Below are 19597 nucleotides of genomic sequence, written 5' to 3' on the forward strand. Positions count from 1 at the left end.
GCATGCATGGCTAAAACCGAGATTGATCGCCTGACACAACTTCTTTCGCGCTTACCCGGACTTGGACCTAGGTCAGCGCGAAGGGCAGTGCTTTTTTTAATGAAGAAGCGCGAAAGTCTGATGTTGCCTTTGGCCAAGGCAATGACTGATGCGGCTTCAAGCATTACAAACTGTCAGACATGCGGAAATCTCGATACTGAAAACCCCTGCGCCATTTGTCAAAGCCCCAAAAGAGACCACAGTAAGATCTGTGTCGTTGAAGAAGTTGGTGACCTCTGGGCTTTGGAGCGAAGTGGTGCTTTTAAGGGGATGTACCATGTCTTGGGGGGAACACTGTCCGCGCTTGATGGGCGTGGCCCAGCGCAACTTAATGTTAACCAGTTGTTGGATCGTGCTGGCGAAATACATGTGCAGGAAATCATTCTTGCCCTGAGTGCGACAGTAGATGGGCAAACAACAGGGCATTATCTCACAGAATGTCTGGCCGGATACGAAGTTGATGTTTCCAAACTTGCCCATGGTGTTCCCGTAGGGGGAAGTCTGGATTATCTTGATGACGGAACTCTCACTGCAGCATTAAAAGCACGGCGATCAACCGGCTAAGTTATTGATCAAGATATGTGCTGCTGAGTTATTCTTCAATTAGTAATTGCAAGTAGATATAATTCTCAATACGTAATAGATGCCGAAGCTTATCTATTGCATTATATTTGTGGGGAAATATGTCTAAGTTTGCGTTATCTGTATCAGCAGCTTCGTTGTTGATCTTAAGTGCTTGTCAAACAACAACTGGTGGCTGGACAGATTGGGAGGGAATTCCGAAAAATGAAGCTGTGCTTAGCTGGAATCAAACCAAAAATGCTTCTCTTTATGCTCGAAAAGTGACCCATAGTGGTACCTATCAGGAAGAATGGATTTGGGATGATGGTAGTATGTTGGTTACAAAAGCGGGGCATGCTCGCCATTATAGAATTAAGATAGATCAAAAAGAGTTTGGTAAACTGATGTCAGATTGGAATGATTTTGAGAAAAGCGCCCCAAAACTCAATCCCTCCGAAGTAAAAATCCTGACTAATCAGTATGGCAGGTTTTACTATGCTGAATTAGAAAATGATAAAAACGCAGAGTGTATTACTTTTATGCAGACAATAAAATCACCGACACCAGCGGGCTATAATCACACTCCTCACCCTACAGGTTTCTTTATGGGGTTTGACTGTGGCGATGGGCGTTTTACTGTTTCTGATGTCGCAAATTTTGCGAATACTCTGAGTTACAAAAAAGGTCATATCAAAACTTTAAATTAATTTTCTTCGGATTAAAGGCGATGTTTTGTATCTTATTGTTGACATGCTTTTGTCGTAATCAAACAGCATCTTGGCAATCAATCGAAATAACTTCAAAGCTGAGGAGCTAACATAATGACCCCCTCAAGATTATTTTCTGCTACCTGTTTTGCAGGTGCTTTATTGGGTGTTTTCTCTTTGAGCACTCTTGCCAGTGCTCAAGAGACTCCAATCGGTGCAGATACTAATCAATCTACGGAGTTGGTTTTCTACAGTAATAACCTTGGGCAAGTGAGTCAGACGCGTCGCAGTAAGCTGTCAGCAGGCGGCAGTACTTTGGCGCTGGAAGATGTTAGTCCTCACCTTTTACTTGATAGTCTTTTTATCGCGGGAGAGGGGCTTCGTGTTCGAGAACAGCGTCTCGATCAACAAATCCTCTCTCCGCAGCGGCTCTTGGAAGCTTCTTTAGGTAAAACCGTCACCTTGATTCGTACCAATCCGGAAACAGGTGAGGAACGTGAATTAAAAGCCGATGTTTTGGCTGTTCGTGAGGGCGTCGTTCTCAGAGTTGAAGATAAAATTGAAACCGGTGTTTCTGGACGCCTTGTATATGATTCAATTCCAGAAGGTTTAAGGTCAGGACCAACTCTTCTTGCTGTCGTCGAGAGTGCAGAAGCTGGCAACAAAGATCTCAAATTGACTTATTTGACCGGTGGTTTGGATTGGCGGGTAACCTATGTTGCTGATCTGGACCCCAGTGGTGAAAAATTATCATTGAAGGCAATGGCGACTTTAACAAATCAAACTGGTGTTGAGTTCGTAGATGCTGATGTCCGGCTGGTAGCAGGTAATGTAAAACGTGTTCAATCTGCACCTGCGCCGAGGATGGCCATGATGGGGGCGGAGAGCGATATGATGTACTCAGAGGCAAAAACAGCAATGCCTCAGCGTCAATCCGTAGCTGATCGGGATGTCTATCGACTGCCGGGTAAGATTGATATTGGTGGCATCGAAACGAAACAGGTGACGTTACTTGAAAATGATGCTGTTGAAATTGAAAAACGATATCGTTTTCAACAATTGATCCAGCCCTATCCAGGTGCTGATGAAACTGGTCGTCAGCAAGCAGACATCGTTTTAAAAACAGAAAACACGGAAGACAAAGGACTTGGACAACCTCTTCCCGGAGGCACAATCCGTGTTTATCAACAGGTTAAAGATGCAAATTTATCCATTTTTATGGGCGAAGAACATATGCGGGCAGTTCCCAAGGGCGAAGAAGTTGAACTGGTCATCGGCTCTGCCAATCAAGTGACTGGAAGCGGCAAGCAACTCTCCTATGAAAATCTCTCTCGTAATAGCTACCAGTTGACGCAGGAAATTACTCTGAGAAATAGCGGTGACAAAGCAGTGTCCGTTGACGTTGTAGGAAACATGCCACGAAACTGGAAGATTTTGAACGAAAGCGTCAAACACGAGAAAAAGTCAGCGAACAAGGTTATCTGGACGCTTGATATCCCGGCTGAAGGTAAAGTTTCTTTTGACTACAAACTAAGAGTTTCTAACGAGTAAGCTTTATTTAAGATTTTAGGTTATAGATCTATCGATCAGAAAGATCATCAGCAAGAAGTGTTGGTTCTTCTTGCTGAACGTCTTCTGTATCTTCGCTTTCCAGAAACTCTGTCAGGCTACCTGGCAGAGTTTTATTGGTTTTTGCGCCCATTTTTTGAAGTTGATCGACCTGCTTGACGATGTTGCCCCTACCATTGGACAGCTTTTTGAAGGCTTCATCGTGGCTATGCTGTGCTTTGGTCAGGAAGTCTCCAACCTTGTTCAAATCTTCTGCAAAGCCCACAAACTTGTCATAGAGTTTTCCTGCTCTTTCGGCAATTTTCTGGGCATTTTGATTTTGGTCTTCATAACGCCAGATATTTTCGACTGTTCTCAAGGCGAGCAAGAGCGTTGAGGGGGTTACAATGACAACATTCTTTTCCAAGGCTTGCCCTACGAGATCGGGCTGATGCTGGACAGCTGCACTGAAGGCGCCTTCAATGGGCATGAAGAGCAGAACGTAATCAAGCGAACGTATAGTTTCCAGATCGTGGTAGGATTTTTGTGACAGGTCTTTTACGTGATTTTGGATCGATGTGACATGTTCGGAAAGAGCGATGCTTTTTTGATCTTCTTCTTCAAAAGAATGAAAACGTTCATAAGCCGTTAGGGATACTTTTGAATCAATCACAATGTCTTTGCCATTGGGCAGATGAACAATGACGTCAGGGCGGTAGCGTTTTCCTTCTTCCGTATTCATTGATTGTTGAACGTCGTATTCCCGCCCTTTACTCAAGCCGGATTTCTCAAGAACCATTTCCAGGATCATTTCCCCCCAGGCTCCCTGGGTTTGACTTTGTCCTTTGAGTGCTTTTGTCAGGTTATTGGTATCTTCGCTGACCTGTTTGTTGAGATCCGCCAACCTTTGTACTTCTTTATGAAGAGAGAAGCGTTCTTTTGATTCCTTGTCATAGGTTTCTTCAACACGTTTTTGGAAACCCTGAATGTTTTCTTTCAAAGGATTCAAAAGTGTTTCCAGACCTTTTTTGTTTTGCTCGGTAAACTTCTGTGATTTTTCATCTAGAATACGGTTCGCGAGGTTCTCAAACTGTTCGGTAAGCTTTATCCGAGCTTCGTCCAGAATTTGTAACTTCTCCGTTTGCGCTTCACGTTCTTTGGCGAGTGTTGTTCGCATTTCAGCTTTTTCGGCTTCTAAGCGTGCCATGAGGTTTCGTAAACTCAGATTGTCCTGTTCAAGTGTTTTTATTTGGTTGGTCAATTCCGGAATACGTGATGCTTTTTGTTCTTCAGTGGCTGCGCGAGTTGTGGCATCGCTGTAGGCTTCATGCAGTTCTTCTCGCTCAGTGCGTAGTTTTATGTACTCTACCTGCTGCTTTTCAAGCTCCTGAGATAGCTCTTGTTTCCTGTCTGCAAGGCTTTGGTTTAGGGCGCCTAATTCGGAAACCTGCCCCCTTGTTTTGAGATTAAAAAGAAGGCCGATGATAAGAGCGATACCGAAACCAGCGGTGCCGCCAGTCAGGAGAACAGTGAGATCCATAGGTTATCCAGTTGAGTGTAAAAAGAGCATTTCGCGATTCGAAGGTAAGTCTAGCATGGGCTTGTGGGCTTCGTCAGTAAGGGCTTTTGATCAAGGCTTTGCTTGACCTGACGGCTATGAGGCAATACCTAAGAGAAAAGGGCTGAAGCTTCTCAATTTAGGGGCATCAGCATATCAACTTCAATATGTGAAAATAGCGAGTAATCATGGCTATTCTTGATATCGTCATTGCCCCGGATCCGGTTCTTAAGGTCGTTTGTGAACCAGTCAAAGAAGTGAACGATGAAATTAGTGAGCTGCTGACCAATATGCTTGAGACAATGTATAAAGCACCGGGGATCGGCCTCGCTGCCTGTCAGGTTGGTGTGACCAAGCGGGTTATTGTTGTCGATGTCAGCGATGATAAAGAAGAAAATCAGCCTTATTGTATGGTAAACCCTGAAATCACTTGGGAATCAGACGAGTATTCGGTTTATCAGGAAGGTTGTCTTTCTTTACCTGAACAGTATGCAGATGTGGAGCGTCCGGCTGCGATCAAGATGACTTATCTTGATGAGACAGGGAAGAAGGTCGAGCTTGAAGCTGATGGATTGTTGGCAACCTGTATCCAGCATGAAATTGATCATCTTGATGGTGTACTTTTTGTCGATCATATCTCAAAGCTAAAGCGCGGCATGATTATGAAGAAGCTGAAGAAAGTCGTCGCGGCAAAGGAAGCGGGATAATCGCTTGGTTTGCCTGCGGCTCGTAGCGCGGATTTAAGCAAACAACATGATAAAGAACGAAACAAGGAACATGGGATGAAACCGTTACGTATCGTTTTTATGGGAACCCCGGATTTTTCCGTTCCTTGTTTGCAGTCCCTGGCGGAAAAAGGGCACGAGATTGTCGCTGTCTATAGCCAGCCACCGCGCCCAGCTGGACGAGGGCAGAAAGAAAAGCTGTCCCCTGTTCACGCCTATGCCGCCGATCAGGGCTGGCCTGCCTTTACACCCAAGACATTCCGGAGTTCTGATGTTCAAGATGCTTTCAGAGAACACAATGCTGATGTGGCTGTGGTGGTTGCCTATGGCCTTATCTTGCCGACAGAAGCCTTATATGCACCGAAAATGGGATGCGTAAATGTGCATGCTTCACTGTTGCCCCGTTGGCGCGGGGCGGCACCTATCCAGCGGGCGATTGAAGCGGGTGATGCTGAAAGTGGTGTTTGCATTATGCAGATGGTTGAAGAGCTTGACGCGGGTGATGTCATTCTCGAAGGTCGCATCGATATTACAGCAACAACAACGGCATCTACGTTGCATGATGCACTTTCGGTGCTTGGTGGAAAGTTGATTGTTGAAGCTCTTGATGGTCTTGAGAACGGTGCTTTGCTGCCAACAGCACAACCCGAAGAAGGTGTGACCTACGCCAAAAAATTATCCCGTGATGAAAGCGAATTGGACTGGACGCAACCAGCCCAAAGCCTTGAACGGAAAGTACGTGCCTTGACCCCTTGGCCGGGAGTGCATTTCACCTATCAAGGGGATCGTTTTAAGGTTCAGCAAGTTTCTTTTGTTGAGAAGGCTCAAACCGCGGTGCCGGGAACCTTACTCGATGATGATCTATTGGTTGCTTGTGGAGAGAACGCACTTCGAATTGAGCGATTGCAGCGTCCCGGCAAAGGCGTGATGGATCGCAAAGCATTCCTGAACGGGTTTCCTCTCAAAAGGGGAACAGATTTGACGCAGGCGAATGAGGGTAAAGGCAGATAATGCCTCGTTATAAACTGACTATTGAATATGACGGAACAGATTTTTTTGGCTGGCAGCGCCAAAAGGAACAAATCTCTGTTCAGGAAGTTTTGGAAGAAGCTATTTTCAAGTTCAGTGGTGAGCGAATACAAGTTTTTGCCTCGGGACGGACGGATAGTGGGGTGCATGCCCTTGGGCAAGTTGCATCTATGGACCTGGAAAAGAATTTTCCTGCTCACAAAGTCAGAGAAGCCATTAATTTTCATATCCGCCCGGCTAAGGTAGCCGTGCTGAATGTGGAAATTGTCGATGGTGATTTTCATGCAAGGTTTTCCGCAACGGAACGAAGTTACCTCTATCGTATCATTAACCGTCGGGCACACCTTGTTCTTGATCATAATAAAGCGTGGTTTGTTCCCCAGAAATTGGACGTGAACGCGATGCATGAGGCGGCACAGGTTCTGGTTGGGGTTCACGATTTTACGTCTTTTCGCGCCAAGGATTGTCAGGCGAAGTCTCCGGTTAAATCCATTAACCAGATTTCAGTCACCCGGCATGGCGAAGAAATTCGTATCGAACTATCTGCTCGTTCATTCCTCTATCACCAAGTGCGAAACATCACGGGGTCTTTAAAGAAGGTCGGGATAGGAAAGTGGACAAAAGAAGATCTTAAACGGGTCTTGGAAGCAAAAGATCGCGGTCAGGCTGGGGAGATGGCTCCGGCTTGGGGGCTGTATTTTGTATCGGTTGGTTTTGATCCTCTATCTGAAGATGATGTTGCTCATGATCCGACTGTTGGGAAAAATTCTACGGTGCAGTGATTCAACTCCGACAAACTAAGTTCATACATATACTCTTTTTGAAATTTTACCTGTTGTTTCTTTCAACCACGCCAAAGCTTATTTTCTATCCGGTTTCATCTTTCTCGATGTGATCATATTCAACTCATTTGCTGATTATTTAAATATATGAATTTAGATGAATTTCTTCAGGATATTGTTTTATTTATATAAATCCAAAAGGCAGGATTAATGAAAGTTAGTTTTATCAAAGCTTTTATCATCTTTTTAAATATCATTTTTATTGAAGGGACTCATGCTCAGGATTCAAGGTCCTTCGAAATACCGCGCTCAGGAATTCATGAAATAAAGTCAGAGGTTTTAGGGCGAGCCTATGATGTCTTCATCCAGTTACCACGAGGATATCATGAAAATATCCAGCAATATTACCCTGTAATATATAGCAACGACGGGCCCTATCCTTTTCAAATCGCTGCTGGTGTTATGCGTCTGGCTGCGCCGGGTAAAGCAATTCTTGTTGGTGTTTCGTTTGCTAAAAATGAAGATGGCATGTCCAGTCGGGTAAGAGATTTGACACCTGTTCAAAATAAAAGTTGGGTTAAGTACCAAACAGGTGGGGCAAAAAAGTACTTCCAATTCTTAGAAGCTGAAGTGATTTCTTTTGTAGAAGAGAATTACAGAACGAATAGCACCCGAATATTTACAGGGCAATCTCTGGGAGGTTCCTTTGGCACGTGGGTTTTACTCACAAAACCAGAATTGTTTTCTCATTACATTCTGACAAGTCCTTCGCTCTGGTTTAAGGACAATATGATCTTTGACATAGAAAAAAGTTATGCAAAAGAAAACAAAGATCTGGCCGCCAAGGTATATTTTGCAGTTGGGGAGTTTGAGACCAGAGAAAAAGGGATGCGGAATGATATGGTTCAGGATTTGCACAACTTTACAGAGCGACAAATTTCGAGGAATTATGAAAGCTTCGAAATGAGGAGTGAGGTTATTAAAGGCACAACACATGAGACGACCTATCCTGTGGGTTTTATCAAAGGCCTGTTATGGTTTTTAGATGATCTTTAGCTCAAAATAATATTGAAAAATTAAATTCTGAGGTAGTATTACAAATACATCATGCCCTGATTAAGAGCGAGTATCGCCTGTGCCAGAACAATATTGAAAAAGACAAAGGCTGTGGCAGAAAACCAGCCTGTTTCGAGTGTTATTTTGGTCATATAGGCTTGTGCCGCCAGAATATATAACAGGCTCATCAAAGAGAGAAAGCTTGCTAAAGCATCAGGTAAAATATGGCTTTGTATGAGAATAACCAAGAGAAAGAAAATTAGAGATTGCCATACTTGAAGCCAATTATAATGGACTATAAAAATACCAAACTGTTTCTCTTTTTTGTGTAGAACTAACAGCAGATGCATCATGACTGGATAGGCAACCCAGCTAATGATGTAGAAAAGTGAATCGATAAGAAGCAGAGCAAAGAGATCTATTGTTGGCGGTGTTTCCAGTGGCTGAGCAATGCTTATATAAATTGTACTGGGTAAGCAGAGAACAGCGGCAAAAAAGGATTTCCAGAAGAGCCCTGGAGTGACAGTTTTTGGCGTTATTTGCGCGCTGTTGAAGCGCATATACTGCAGGGCGATGCCAAGATTGAGTTTTATTTCTGCGAGAGTTGGGATCACGCTTTGAAATATCCCTTCAGCATTGTTTCATAGATTCTGGATAAATCTTCCAGTTCCTGAACTGTACAGTGTTCATCCACTTTATGAGCAGTATCGTTTAAGAGGCCAAATTCAGCAACTGTCGCGTAATCTTTGATAAAACGCGCATCTGATGTACCACCGGATGTGCCTAATTCAGTTTCCACGCCGGTTACATCCAAAATTGAGCTGCTTATCAGATCGCTGAGGGGACCAGGGGGGCATAAAAATGACTCTCCCGACACGCGAATTTTCAGGTCGTAGTCAAAATCGGCCCGGTGCAGACGTTCTCGTACCCAATCTTCAACTTGTTGAGAAGTATAGAGATCATTAAAACGCACGTTGAAGTTGGCGGCAATCTCTGCCGGGATAACGTTTGTTGCCGGATTCCCCACATCAACACTTGTCAACTGAAGACTGGAAGGAGGGAAGTGTTCTGTACCGCTATCCAAAGGCTCCTGCAGCAAGTTGTGCAGCATGTTGATAGCGGGGTGTAATGGGTTGTTGGCCAATTGTGGATAGGCCGTATGTCCTTGAATGCCGCGGACGGTGAGCGCGAAATTCATTGATCCACGGCGGCCAATTTTGACCATATCGCCGAGAATAGTATTACTGGTTGGTTCGCCGACGAGACAAACGTCCATCTTCTCGCCTTTGTCAGTCATCCAGTCGAGAACTTTGCGGGTACCGTTCAGACCAAGACCTTCTTCATCCCCTGTTATAATCAGGTTCAGTGAACCATTCAGGTTTTGGCCTTCAGGCGAATTCAAGAAGCGGGTTAAAGCTGCAACGTAGGCTCCGATTGAGCCCTTCATATCTACGGTGCCGCGACCAATTAGTTTACCATTAACGACACTTCCACCAAAGGGATCAACGCTCCAGGCATTTGCATCGCCAACGGGAACCACATCGGTGTGCCCTCCATAGCCAAATACAGGTCCACTCTTTCCCAATCGGGCATAGAGATTATCGACGCCATATGTTTCTTCACAGCTAAAGGGAAGACGATGGCACTCAAACCCAAGGGGATTGAGAAGTGATTCCATGAGGTCGAGAGCCCCGCCTTCCTCTGGGGTGACAGAGGGGCATTGGATAAGTGCCCGGCTGACTTCTAAGGCAGAGGCAGGGTTCTCGACAGTCATTTATTTTGCTCCGGTCTTATTTAGTCGCGCAAGAGATCGTTGATTGATGTTTTCGAGCGCGTGCGCTCATCAACACGCTTTACAATAACAGCACAGTAAAGGTTTGGCCCGGGTGTTCCATCCGCAAGAGGTTTACCGGGCAGTGTCCCGGAAACAACCACGGAATAAGCGGGAACGCGACCCATGAAAATTTCACCAGTTTCACGATCAATAATTTTAGTGGATGCGCCGATATAAACCCCCATGGAGAGGACGGAACCCTCTTCGACAATAACGCCTTCAGCAACTTCAGCGCGGGCACCAATGAAGCAGTTATCTTCAATAATGACCGGGCCAGCCTGTAGAGGTTCCAAAACGCCCCCGATACCTGTTCCGCCGGACAGGTGAACGTTTTTACCAATTTGTGCGCAAGAACCAACGGTTGCCCAAGTATCAACCATGGTGCCGCTATCAACATAGGCACCCAGATTGACAAAGCTTGGCATCAGGACAGCACCAGGGGCAATATAGGCAGAACGGCGTACGATACTGCCGGGGACAGCACGGAAGCCCGCAGATGCAAACTGTTCGCCTGACCAGCCTTCAAATTTTGACGGTACTTTATCCCACCAGTTTGTTGCTTCACCAGGGCCGCCAGCAATAAGCGACATGTCGTTGAGACGGAATGACAAGAGGACGGCTTTTTTTAGCCATTGATTGACGATCCAACCGTCAGGACCTTTCTCTGCTACGCGACGCTGACCTGAATCCATAAGCATAAGAGCTTCGTCTACGGCTTCGCGAACTTCACCTGTTGTTGTGGCGTTTACCTGGTCTCTATTTTCCCAGGCACTTTCAATGGTATTCTGGATATCAGCGTTCATAATGATATGTCCCATCGTCGACTATTATTTGATTGAGCCCTCACGGCTTTGGGGGGACAATGCGGCAGAGGTTATTCCCTTGTCAAACGCTTACAGGCCTAGAAGCGGATGTTATACGATTCACCTCTTCTCAGGTGCGGTATTTAAGTCGTTTTTATGGATCGTTTGATGTCGTACAGTTTCAGAATTTATAAGGCATTTAGCCATTTAACCAGATCATCAGTATGATGATGGATGAAATCGGCAACCTCTCCTTCTTCATTTGTAGCACCAACCGATGCCCAATCTGTATCCGTTTTAATCCATACTGTCGTCATTCCCATCTCGGCGGCAGGCTTTAGATTTTTGGCAGAGTCTTCAAAAAACACTGATCGCTTTGGGTCTATCCCGTGTTTCTTTATGATGTCGTCATAAGGGAATTGCGCCGGCTTCGGAATGTAGTCTGCATCTGCAATATCGTAAATGCCTTCGAAATGGTGGCTAACGCCCAAGCGATCCATCACGTTAGAGGCATGAATGTTGGATGCATTGGTAAAGATAAGTTTTCTGCCCGGTAGATTGGTTAATGCTTTACTGAGAGCCTCGTTCGGAGAAATTACGCCAAAATCAATATCGTGTACATAGTTCAGATAGCGATCAGGTGTAAGATCATGATTGACCATGAGGCCTTTGAGTGTGGTGCCATATCGGTGGAAATAATCTTTTTGAACTTTTTTTGCTTCAACAGGATCCAGGCTAAGAAACTCCTGAATAAAACTTCCCATACGTTGTTCAATTTGTCCGAACAAATTGGACGAGGCAGGATAGAGCGTATTATCCAGATCAAATAACCAAACATCTCTGTCGTCTAAACTTGCCATTTTGTTACTTCCAACTGTCAAACGTTTCATTGCTTACTACAGAATCCCTAGTCAGATTTTTGCGATTAGCCAAGCGAGAATCGTCTTTGCAGATTTAAATATGCAAAATTAGAAGTTTAAGTCGGTGTTAACTGTGCTGATTTAGACTTGGGCAGGAATAACTTCTGCGAGCTGCTGTGAAAGCATCACCAGGAAAAGAATAACATGAACAAGAGTGGTAATTTGCCGAATAAAACCGATAAGGAACAGTGGGGTGTTACAATTCCTGGCGGGCCCTTTTCAGACTTTCCTGGGGCTGTACTTTTTGTTGAAAGAAATGGCACCGTTTCCAGCGCGAATGAGCAAGCTGATTTGCTTTGCACCTTTATCAAACGTGGTGGATCAGAAGAGTATCACGACGCCCTGCAATCAGCACTGAGCGGACGAGCGGCTCAAGTGAATCCTTTGCTGGTTCGTGCAGGACGTGATGAGGCAAGTAGGGTTCTGGGTGCCTTTGATCTTGCTCTGTTGCCTTGGTCCGATGGCGCATCAGCTCTTCTACTTGGCCGTAATATTTCTCTGGAACGAAACCTTCGTGCTGCACTTATTGAATCCAGACAACGCTACCGTGATCTTTTGGAAGCCGCCTGCGACTTTGCCTGGGAAACAGATAAAGAAGGGAAGATTAGCTTTATCACGCCCGAAGGGGGCGTGGGGTTCTCAGCTGCAGAGCTATCAGGATCAGATGCTGTAGGTCTTTTTGCTGACCCGTCATCAATTATCACTAATCCCTTTTCTTGCAGAGTCCCTTGCGAGGAAGAAGAGATATGGCTCAAAGACAGCTTTGGTGACGAACGTTGTTTACTCGTGACGTCGATGCCCCTTTGGGGAGATTATGAGACATGGCATGGGAACCGGGGCTTTTGTCGTGATATCACTAAGTTACGTCATGACGAACTATTACAGGCAAACGAAATTCATCGGGAGCGGGTGTATAATCGAATCCTGGAAATTGCCCGTAGCGAAATGGTGCCGATGCGTATGTTGGTATCTGTTGCATCTTGTTTGATCCCGGCACTACCGGTTGATGCCGTTATGATTAGCCATTTTGATGGGGAAATCTGGCAAAGCGTTGCGGAAGAAGGCGAAGCCCTGCAACTGGACGCGATTGCCCGGGTACAGGCTGCGTTGCAAATGGGCGAAACCGTTTATCAGGAAACCAGCTCTGACGGTGTTCTGGTTGCTGTAAGCACAAAATTCCGTGGTCAAGTAAACGGTTCTATATGTCTGTGGCGTAAAGGTGGGCGGGTGTCCTGGTCACCGGGTGAAGGTGAACTTCTTGAACGGATTCAGGTTCAGATTGGTATTTCTTTACAGCAATTTGGCCACCACAAAGAACTGCAGGCCCTTTCCAGTACAGATCCGTTAACGGGACTTTTGAATCGACGTCATTTTGAGCATCTGCTGAATGGCTTTGTCGAAGATAACCTAGGAGATGAAAGAACACATTTATTACTCTATCTTGATCTGGATAATTTCAAGTATGTAAATGATGCTTATGGGCATCAGGAGGGCGATAAGGTTCTCAAAGATTTTGCTGAGGTTTTAAAAGGCAAAACAAGGCGCAACGACTGGATTTCCCGTCTGGGTGGGGATGAATTTGTTTTGTTTTTACCTGCAGTTCCTGAAAATGAGGCAACAGGAAAGGCGCAGGACCTTCTTGAGGCATTGATCCCGGCCTTTTCAAGGGATGATGATCCCGAGTGGTCATTGAGTGCTTCAGTTGGAGGGTATCTGTTCACTGCACGGGAAGGGGTGGATTTAGCTGATTTGCTGCTTCATGCGGATGAAGCTATGTATCGTGTAAAGAGATCTGGTAAAAACGGCGTTTATGTCGTGAAAGAACAAAATGATGAGGTTGGAGCATGACGAAACCAACTGATTCATCAAAGGGTGGTAAGGGAATGCAAGTAGCACTGGCGTATGAAGACGCAAAGGAAATGGCTGAAAGCAAGGATAATGAGGTTAGATTATCCTTGGCTAGTCGTAAGGATATTCAGCCGGAAATTCTCTATTATCTGGCTGATGACGATGATGCGAATGTACGCCAGGCCATTGCGTCTAATGAATTAACGCCTAAACAGGCTGACTTGTTACTTGCCAAGGATAACGATAGCAAAGTACGGATGGAGCTTGCCGAAAAGATCGGCAAATTGGCACCTGATCTTGATCAGAAAACACAACGAAAGGCCCATGATTTTGTTGTTAAAACGCTCGAAATCTTAGTTGAAGATCAGCAAGATAAGGTGCGAGAAATCATTTCTGAATCAGTCAAAGAGTTAGACACAATACCCGTGTCTATTGTCCGTACACTGGCATCTGATGACGTGGATAGTGTGGCAACCCCGGTGTTGCAATCATCCCCGATCTTGACTGATGAAGATTTGTTGAAAATTATCTGGGATGGCGTGAGAGGATCACGCTTGAAGGCGATCTCCCGACGTTCCAATCTCGGTGAAAAAATTACAGATGCGATTGTTGAAACCAATGATCATGATGCAATTGCATCTATGCTGGATAATCAATCCGCACAAATCCGCGAAGAAACCCTGGACCAGTTGGTAGAACAAGCACCAGGAATTCAAGTTTGGCACGAACCACTCGTGAAGCGCCCAAAACTTTCACCCCTTTCGCTGAAACGATTGGCTGGTTTTGTTGCAGAAACTTTGCTGGAAAACCTCTTGGACAGGCCGGATATGGATCCGGAAGTTTCTACGGCCATAGGTTTGGAAGTTCGCAAGCGGATGGAAGTTGATAACGTTCTGGAAGAAAATGTCAGTTCCGAAGATGAAAAGGCGGTAGAGGCCGAAGTTGAGAAGCTGTATAAATCGGGAAAACTGACTGAAGACCGTATTACGACGCGGTTACATTGTGGCGACCGGGAATTTGCTATTCAGGCTCTTGCGAGGGTTGCCGATCTTCCTTCGCTTGTTGCGCGTCGAATGGTGCTCTCAAGAGCCGCTAAAACGGTCGTCGCGTTGGTTTGGAAGGCAGGATTTTCCATGGAGCTTGCGAATATTGTTCAGCTACGCCTTGCGGGAATTCCGCCACAACAGTCCATTAAAGCGGATGAAAATGGCGAGGTTCCGATTTCGGACAAGGAACTGGACTGGCAAGTTACTCTGTACATTGATGATGCAGAGTAACTCATCGATTCCGATTGTATCTAGCTAAATGTTTTATCTCAGGCTTGTTTGATCATTGTACCGATTCCGCAATCGGTAAAGATTTCGAGTAGCATGGAATGAGCAATGCGGCCATCCAGAATAACGGCTGCATCGACACCACCACGAACGCTTTCAAGGCAAGTTTCAAGCTTGGGAATCATCCCGCCGCTAATCGTACCATCCTGTGTCAGTTCTTCTGCTTTTGGAATGGTCAGTTCTGAGATCAGGGTTCCCTGTTTATCCAGAACGCCGGCAACATCCGTCATTAACAACAGGCGGGAAGCTCCAACAGCTGCGGCAATGGCGCCAGCGGCTGTGTCGGCATTAATGTTGTAGGTCTCTCCATTGGGGCCGTAGCCAATTGGCGCAATAACCGGAATCATGCCTGATTTGTCAAGCTCGAGCAGGAAGTCAGGATTAATTTCTTCCGGCTCGCCGACAAAGCCAAGATCAAGAACCTTTTCTATATTTGAATCCTGATCTTTAACTGTGCGTTGTAGTTTACGTGCCTTGATAAGGCTCCCGTCTTTTCCGGAAACGCCAACGGCGGTGCCACCAGCCTTGTTAATCGCAGCCGTAATACTTTTGTTGATCTTGCCTGAGAGAACCATCTCAACGATTTCAACAGTCTCGGCATCTGTCACGCGTAAGCCGTCAACAAACTCGCTGTTCACAGCAAGTCTTTTCAACATCTCACCAATTTGCGGGCCACCACCATGAACCACAATGGGGCTTATGCCAACTTGCTTTAACAGAACAATGTCGTGGGCAAACTTGTCTGCAAGATCTGCGTCGCCCATGGCATGGCCACCGTACTTGATGACAACTTTTCTGCCGGAATAACGTCGCATGAATGGCAAGGCCTCTGAAATTGTCTGAGCTGTTCTAAGCCACTTTCTGGGGTCCTTGGCATGTTTGCTTGTCATCTTGGTGACCTTTGAATTCGTTATCTTGGTTGTGGAATTAGGTACTTGGTAGGTATGCGATTGTTATCGTGTTAACAGCTTATAGCGAAATATTTCGCGAGTGAAAACACGGACGTTTATCCGTTTGGTTCTGTAAGGGCGGCGATGCTTGCCCTAAGCTCGGCGATGCCCAATGATTTTGCGGATGAGGTTTTCATGATCTGCGGATGTGCTGCGGGACGTTTGGCAAGCTCTGCAGCGAGCTTTTTCTCGACTTCAGCAAGCGGTGTTGGTTTGATTTTGTCGGTCTTTGTCATGACTACCTGATAGGAAACAGCTGAGGTATCGAGTTCGTCCATGATTTGACGGTCACTGTCTTTTGCGCCATGCCGTGAATCGATCAAAAGCAAAATTCGTTTTAGCTCTGCCCGGCCACGTAGATAGTTGCGAGTCAGATTTGTCCAATAGGCAATGTCAGATTTTGAGGCCTGCGCATAACCGTACCCTGGTAGGTCAACCAGAATCAGTTTTTGACCGAGGTCAAAGAAGTTCAATTGACGGGTGCGACCGGGCGTGTTTGATGTGCGCGCCAGTGTTTTTTGGCCTGTCAGCGCGTTTACCAGACTTGATTTTCCGACATTGGAACGTCCGGCAAAGGCGATCTCTGGTAGTCCGTAATTCCCGATATGTTCATCTTTTGTCGCGCCGAGAATAAAGTCACAGGACTTCGCAAAAAGCAATCGACCAGCTTCCAGCATCGCGGGATCGTCTTCGGGATTGTCGAAGCGAGTGCCAGAATCTTGAATATCGTCAGTCATTTTTCTCTCCTTTGACCCTGCATCTCAGTCCAGCATTTCAGTGTGGGCAATATACTATTACATTTGAGAGCGGGATGATGAATAGTCTTTGTTCCGGCTTTCAGCAAGGATTAACACAAAAGGCCCTGACATCAACGTCAGGGCCTTCTGAAAGTGTGGAGCAGAAACGTTTGATTAGCTTTTGGTTTCTGCAGCTGCTCGTCCCAAAGGAACGCCAGCTTTTTTCATAATCACAGCTTGCTGAATAATGGAAAGCAGGTTGTTCCATGTCCAGTAAATCACAAGTCCAGCCGGGAATGTTCCGAGAAGGAAAGTGAAGAACAGTGGCATGAACAAGAACACTTTTGCCTGTACAGGATCTGTCGGCTGTGGGTTCAACTGCTGCTGCAGGAACATGGAAATACCCATCAGCACAGGCCAGATACCAATGTTCAGGAAAGCAATCAGCGTGTCTGCTTCTGGAATTCCCCATGGGAAGAGACCAAAGCCGTTTACCAAAGATGTTGGGTCAGGAACAGATAGATCATGAATCCAGCCGTAGAATGGTGCCTGACGCATCTCCAAGGTCACAAAGAGAACTTTGTAGAGAGAGAAGAAGATCGGGATCTGGATAATGATAGGCAAACAACCAGCCATCGGGTTGACCTTCTCTTGCTTGTAGAGGGTCATCATTTCCTGATTGAGCTTCTGACGATCATCACCAAATTTTTCGCGTAAGGTGACCAACTTTGGTTGAAGCTTACGCATTTTGGCCATGGAAACATATGATTTGTTAGCCAAGGGAAAGAGGAAAAGTTTGATGATAACGGTCAGGGCCATGATTGACAGACCAACATTACCAACAATTCCTGTTAACCAGTGCAGGGCATAGAAGAATGGTTTGGTAATGTAATAGAACCAACCAAAATCCACAGCAAGATCAAGGTCCTGAATACCAAGGTTGTCAGTATACTGGTCGATCAGAGGAACTTCTTTTGCACCAGCAAAGAGGTTACTGCTGAATTCCAGCGTTCCACCAGCTGGAACAGCCTCTACATTGTAAAAGTAATCAGTTTGATACCGATCTGGACCATTTTTACCGCTATAGATGAAACGTGTGCTGACTTCTTTGCTTTGATCCGGGATCAATGCTGTGAGCCAGTACTTATCTGTGATGCCGAGCCATCCACCTGTGCTTGGAAGGGCAACGTTGCCATCTTCTTTCAGGTCAGAATAATCAACTTCGGTCAGACTGCCACCAAGAACACCGATTGGACCTTCGTGTAGAATGTAGTATCCAAGCGTGTCGGGCGTGTTGGTCCGAGAAACAAGACTGTAAGGAGCCAGATCGACGCGGTCGCTAGATGTATTCACAACGCGTTGCTTGATGCTGATCATATAGCCATCATCAATAGACAGTTCACGTTCGAATTCTAGGCCAGAACCATTATTCCATGTCAGAGTGACAGGGCTTTCTGGTGTGAGGTTTGTATCTGTTGTGTTCCAGATAGTCTTGTTATCAGGAACAGCCAGTTGTCTGTCAGAAGAGATCCAGCCAAAATCCGCATAATAAGGATTCTTGGTCTGTGCTGGCGATAGAAGAACAACGTTCGGGCTGCCTTCTTCAAGACTTGTTTGATAGTTCTTGAGAACCAGATCATCGATCCGACCACCTGTGAGGGAGATACTGCCTTCAACCGTTGGTGTGTCGATTGTTATCCGCTTTGCATCGGCCAGAGCTTCGTCTCTGGGGCGACCTTCGATGAGTTTCAGAAGGTTATTCGTCCCGCCCGGTACTTCCGGGATAGAACTATCAGAAGCAAGGTTTGCTTGTGACTGTTGCTGTTGTTGCGCAGCTTCTCTGGCAGCAATCTGTTCCGGACTTGGTGGGAAGAAGTATTCTTGCGCAAAGGTCCAGCCAAAAAGAATGACGGCGGACAAGACGACAGCAAGAAGAATATTACGTTGATCTTCGTTTTGCATCAGTGATCGGCTCAACGGTTGTTCGTGACATGGCAATCATGAGAATGATTGTCGTCAGATGGTTCTGGTACAGGGTCATATCCGTAACCACCCCAGGGGTGGCAACGAGAAAGACGTTTCAGGGCTAACCAACCACCCCGTAATGCACCATGCGTGACAATTGCCTCGCTTGCATATTCAGAGCATGTGGGATGGTAACGGCAGCTTGCGGGAGTATAGGGAGAGATTCCGTATTGGTACAGCTTTACGAACCCTAAAAGGAGTGCACGTAATATTTTCAATACTGTGTCCTCTCGTTAATCGGGTATCAGCTCTGTGGTCTTTTGGGACCTGATGCTTTCTTTCGATCTGTTTTAACCCGTTGCAGGGCTACTTTAAGATCGTTTTTAAGATCATCATATGGACGAAAAAGTGTTGTTTTTCGTCCTATCAGAACATAGTCGTGTTCGGCTTTCCCAAATTCGGAAAGTATTTCTGCTGCAGCAGCACGTAAACGGCGCTTCACCCGATTTCTAATCACAGCGTTACCAACTTTTTTGGTAACTGTGAAACCAATGCGAATAGCGCCAGACCTATAAAGCTCTTCTGAGTTAGAAGAGCTTTCAGGTTGACGCCGCATGGCTTGAAGAATCAAGCCGGGTGTGACCCATTTGTTATGCGTCGCTGCTACCCGAAGAAATTCGGATCGCCTTTTGAGCTTTCCGATTTCGAGCATCATAGTCTTAAGCGGATAGACGCTTACGACCTCTTGAGCGACGGTTAGCTAGGACGCGGCGACCGCCGACGGTAGCTTTACGGGCGCGAAAGCCATGGCGGCGTTTACGAACCAATACGCTCGGCTGAAAAGTGCGCTTCACTTTAATTCTCCGTTATCCGGAAGGTTGTCGAAAATAGTGGTCGGTGTATAAGCGGGCACTGAGCATCTGTCAACGCCTGTCAGCCAGATTCAATGGATTCCCTCGAAAAACAGAAGTTTTTTCCTGAATTTTCACTGGAAACATAATGAACGAAGACTGTTACTAACCACCGTTGGGCAGGTTCTATCAATGTTTTAAGGTAATTCACAGCACTTTTTACTGTTATAAAGATAAAAGTAGGAAGTTTCGTTCTAAACTCGGGGTTTAACCCCTCTCGTTTGATCACATCCCTGTGTGATTGGCTTGATAGACTTGTATTTTAAGTTATTACGTCAAAAATGTATTCT

General features: G+C 45.8%; 20 protein-coding genes. 9 read left to right on the forward strand and 11 right to left on the reverse strand.

Annotated elements, in window-relative coordinates; all coding sequences use genetic code 11:
• The first annotated feature begins 6 nt into the window (after positions 1-6).
• From recR to BKB51_RS09765, 3 genes are all read left to right on the forward strand, one after another.
• On the forward strand, positions 7-603 hold the full coding sequence (gene recR, locus BKB51_RS09755) for a recombination mediator RecR (RefSeq protein ID WP_085900921.1): 597 nt from the start codon (positions 7-9) through the stop codon (positions 601-603).
• Positions 604-722: 119 nt separating this feature from the next.
• Positions 723-1307, forward strand: coding sequence for a hypothetical protein (locus BKB51_RS09760; protein ID WP_085900922.1), 585 nt, complete (start codon positions 723-725; stop codon positions 1305-1307).
• 114 nt (positions 1308-1421) lie between these two features.
• Positions 1422-2858, forward strand: coding sequence for a DUF4139 domain-containing protein (locus tag BKB51_RS09765; protein WP_085900923.1), 1437 nt, complete (start codon positions 1422-1424; stop codon positions 2856-2858).
• A gap of 28 nt (positions 2859-2886) precedes the next feature.
• Here the strand turns inward: BKB51_RS09765 and BKB51_RS09770 are convergent, their stop codons facing one another.
• The gene (locus BKB51_RS09770; RefSeq protein ID WP_085900924.1) at positions 2887-4395 is read right to left on the reverse strand and encodes a DNA recombination protein RmuC; all 1509 of its coding nucleotides are present in this window, start codon (positions 4393-4395) and stop codon (positions 2887-2889) included.
• 206 nt (positions 4396-4601) lie between these two features.
• Here BKB51_RS09770 and def point away from each other — a divergent pair, with 206 nt between their 5' ends.
• The 4 genes from def (at position 4602) to BKB51_RS09790 (ending at position 8005) form a co-directional block, all read left to right on the forward strand.
• Positions 4602-5120 carry a peptide deformylase gene (def, locus tag BKB51_RS09775; RefSeq protein WP_085900925.1) on the forward strand — a complete coding sequence of 173 codons (519 nt, stop codon included), beginning with the start codon at positions 4602-4604 and terminating at the stop codon, positions 5118-5120.
• Between the two features lie 75 nt (positions 5121-5195).
• Positions 5196-6149: a methionyl-tRNA formyltransferase gene (gene fmt, locus BKB51_RS09780; RefSeq protein ID WP_085900926.1), complete on the forward strand. Its 954-nt coding sequence runs from the start codon at positions 5196-5198 to the stop codon at positions 6147-6149.
• Positions 6149-6949: a tRNA pseudouridine(38-40) synthase TruA gene (truA, locus tag BKB51_RS09785; protein ID WP_085900927.1), complete on the forward strand. Its 801-nt coding sequence runs from the start codon at positions 6149-6151 to the stop codon at positions 6947-6949. Before fmt ends, truA begins: the two co-directional genes overlap by 1 nt.
• Positions 6950-7159: 210 nt before the next feature.
• A complete protein-coding gene (locus tag BKB51_RS09790; protein ID WP_085900928.1) occupies positions 7160-8005 on the forward strand; it encodes an alpha/beta hydrolase in 846 nt (281 codons plus the stop codon).
• 38 nt (positions 8006-8043) lie between these two features.
• Here the strand turns inward: BKB51_RS09790 and BKB51_RS09795 are convergent, their stop codons facing one another.
• The 4 genes from BKB51_RS09795 to BKB51_RS09810 all read right to left on the reverse strand — a co-directional run bounded on the left by BKB51_RS09795 (position 8044) and on the right by BKB51_RS09810 (position 11532).
• Positions 8044-8619 carry a hypothetical protein gene (locus BKB51_RS09795; RefSeq protein ID WP_085900929.1) on the reverse strand — a complete coding sequence of 192 codons (576 nt, stop codon included), beginning with the start codon at positions 8617-8619 and terminating at the stop codon, positions 8044-8046.
• A complete protein-coding gene (dapE, locus tag BKB51_RS09800; RefSeq protein WP_085900930.1) occupies positions 8616-9779 on the reverse strand; it encodes a succinyl-diaminopimelate desuccinylase in 1164 nt (387 codons plus the stop codon). Before dapE ends, BKB51_RS09795 begins: the two co-directional genes overlap by 4 nt.
• Before the next feature lie 20 nt (positions 9780-9799).
• On the reverse strand, positions 9800-10642 hold the full coding sequence (gene dapD, locus BKB51_RS09805; RefSeq protein WP_198946698.1) for a 2,3,4,5-tetrahydropyridine-2,6-dicarboxylate N-succinyltransferase: 843 nt from the start codon (positions 10640-10642) through the stop codon (positions 9800-9802).
• Between the two features lie 188 nt (positions 10643-10830).
• A complete protein-coding gene (locus BKB51_RS09810) occupies positions 10831-11532 on the reverse strand; it encodes a pyrimidine 5'-nucleotidase (RefSeq protein ID WP_218044004.1) in 702 nt (233 codons plus the stop codon).
• Between the two features lie 174 nt (positions 11533-11706).
• Between BKB51_RS09810 and BKB51_RS09815 the strand changes: the two genes are divergently transcribed.
• Positions 11707-13410 carry a diguanylate cyclase gene (locus tag BKB51_RS09815; protein WP_085900931.1) on the forward strand — a complete coding sequence of 568 codons (1704 nt, stop codon included), beginning with the start codon at positions 11707-11709 and terminating at the stop codon, positions 13408-13410.
• Positions 13407-14687, forward strand: coding sequence for a DUF2336 domain-containing protein (locus tag BKB51_RS09820; RefSeq protein WP_085900932.1), 1281 nt, complete (start codon positions 13407-13409; stop codon positions 14685-14687). The genes BKB51_RS09815 and BKB51_RS09820 overlap by 4 nt, the downstream gene beginning before the upstream one ends.
• Positions 14688-14725: 38 nt before the next feature.
• Here BKB51_RS09820 and argB read toward each other — a convergent pair whose 3' ends face one another.
• From argB to rpmH, 6 genes are all read right to left on the reverse strand, one after another.
• Positions 14726-15634 (reverse strand): acetylglutamate kinase, encoded by a 909-nt coding sequence (argB, locus tag BKB51_RS09825; RefSeq protein WP_085900933.1) that lies wholly within the window; start codon positions 15632-15634, stop codon positions 14726-14728.
• 116 nt (positions 15635-15750) lie between these two features.
• Complete coding sequence (gene yihA / locus BKB51_RS09830; protein ID WP_085900934.1) at positions 15751-16431, reverse strand: ribosome biogenesis GTP-binding protein YihA/YsxC; 681 nt, start codon at positions 16429-16431, stop codon at positions 15751-15753.
• A gap of 174 nt (positions 16432-16605) precedes the next feature.
• Entirely contained in the window at positions 16606-18393 is a 1788-nt protein-coding gene (gene yidC / locus BKB51_RS09835) for a membrane protein insertase YidC (protein ID WP_085900935.1), read from the reverse strand.
• Between the two features lie 11 nt (positions 18394-18404).
• Entirely contained in the window at positions 18405-18674 is a 270-nt protein-coding gene (yidD, locus tag BKB51_RS09840) for a membrane protein insertion efficiency factor YidD (RefSeq protein WP_245813257.1), read from the reverse strand.
• A 26-nt stretch (positions 18675-18700) separates the two neighbouring features.
• Positions 18701-19111: a ribonuclease P protein component gene (gene rnpA, locus BKB51_RS09845; protein WP_085900936.1), complete on the reverse strand. Its 411-nt coding sequence runs from the start codon at positions 19109-19111 to the stop codon at positions 18701-18703.
• A 4-nt stretch (positions 19112-19115) separates the two neighbouring features.
• The gene (rpmH, locus tag BKB51_RS09850; protein WP_082113995.1) at positions 19116-19250 is read right to left on the reverse strand and encodes a 50S ribosomal protein L34; all 135 of its coding nucleotides are present in this window, start codon (positions 19248-19250) and stop codon (positions 19116-19118) included.
• Between the last annotated feature and the right edge of the window lie 347 nt (positions 19251-19597).

The organism is Kiloniella majae (assembly GCF_002118315.1).
In the GTDB taxonomy this organism is placed as follows: Bacteria; Pseudomonadota; Alphaproteobacteria; order Kiloniellales; family Kiloniellaceae; genus Kiloniella; species Kiloniella majae.

Coding starts and splice junctions, on each gene's coding strand:
- BKB51_RS09765 (WP_085900923.1), top strand. CDS start 1,422: ATGACCCCCTCAAGATTATTTTCTGCTACCTGTTTTGCAGGTGCTTTA.
- BKB51_RS09820 (WP_085900932.1), top strand. CDS start 13,407: ATGACGAAACCAACTGATTCATCAAAGGGTGGTAAGGGAATGCAAGTA.
- dapE (WP_085900930.1), bottom strand. CDS start 9,779: ATGACTGTCGAGAACCCTGCCTCTGCCTTAGAAGTCAGCCGGGCACTT.
- truA (WP_085900927.1), top strand. CDS start 6,149: ATGCCTCGTTATAAACTGACTATTGAATATGACGGAACAGATTTTTTT.
- fmt (WP_085900926.1), top strand. CDS start 5,196: ATGAAACCGTTACGTATCGTTTTTATGGGAACCCCGGATTTTTCCGTT.
- recR (WP_085900921.1), top strand. CDS start 7: ATGGCTAAAACCGAGATTGATCGCCTGACACAACTTCTTTCGCGCTTA.
- BKB51_RS09790 (WP_085900928.1), top strand. CDS start 7,160: ATGAAAGTTAGTTTTATCAAAGCTTTTATCATCTTTTTAAATATCATT.
- def (WP_085900925.1), top strand. CDS start 4,602: ATGGCTATTCTTGATATCGTCATTGCCCCGGATCCGGTTCTTAAGGTC.
- BKB51_RS09810 (WP_218044004.1), bottom strand. CDS start 11,532: ATGAAACGTTTGACAGTTGGAAGTAACAAAATGGCAAGTTTAGACGAC.
- BKB51_RS09815 (WP_085900931.1), top strand. CDS start 11,707: ATGAACAAGAGTGGTAATTTGCCGAATAAAACCGATAAGGAACAGTGG.
- yihA (WP_085900934.1), bottom strand. CDS start 16,431: ATGACTGACGATATTCAAGATTCTGGCACTCGCTTCGACAATCCCGAA.
- yidC (WP_085900935.1), bottom strand. CDS start 18,393: ATGCAAAACGAAGATCAACGTAATATTCTTCTTGCTGTCGTCTTGTCC.
- argB (WP_085900933.1), bottom strand. CDS start 15,634: ATGACAAGCAAACATGCCAAGGACCCCAGAAAGTGGCTTAGAACAGCT.
- BKB51_RS09760 (WP_085900922.1), top strand. CDS start 723: ATGTCTAAGTTTGCGTTATCTGTATCAGCAGCTTCGTTGTTGATCTTA.
- rnpA (WP_085900936.1), bottom strand. CDS start 19,111: ATGATGCTCGAAATCGGAAAGCTCAAAAGGCGATCCGAATTTCTTCGG.
- dapD (WP_198946698.1), bottom strand. CDS start 10,642: ATGAACGCTGATATCCAGAATACCATTGAAAGTGCCTGGGAAAATAGA.
- BKB51_RS09770 (WP_085900924.1), bottom strand. CDS start 4,395: ATGGATCTCACTGTTCTCCTGACTGGCGGCACCGCTGGTTTCGGTATC.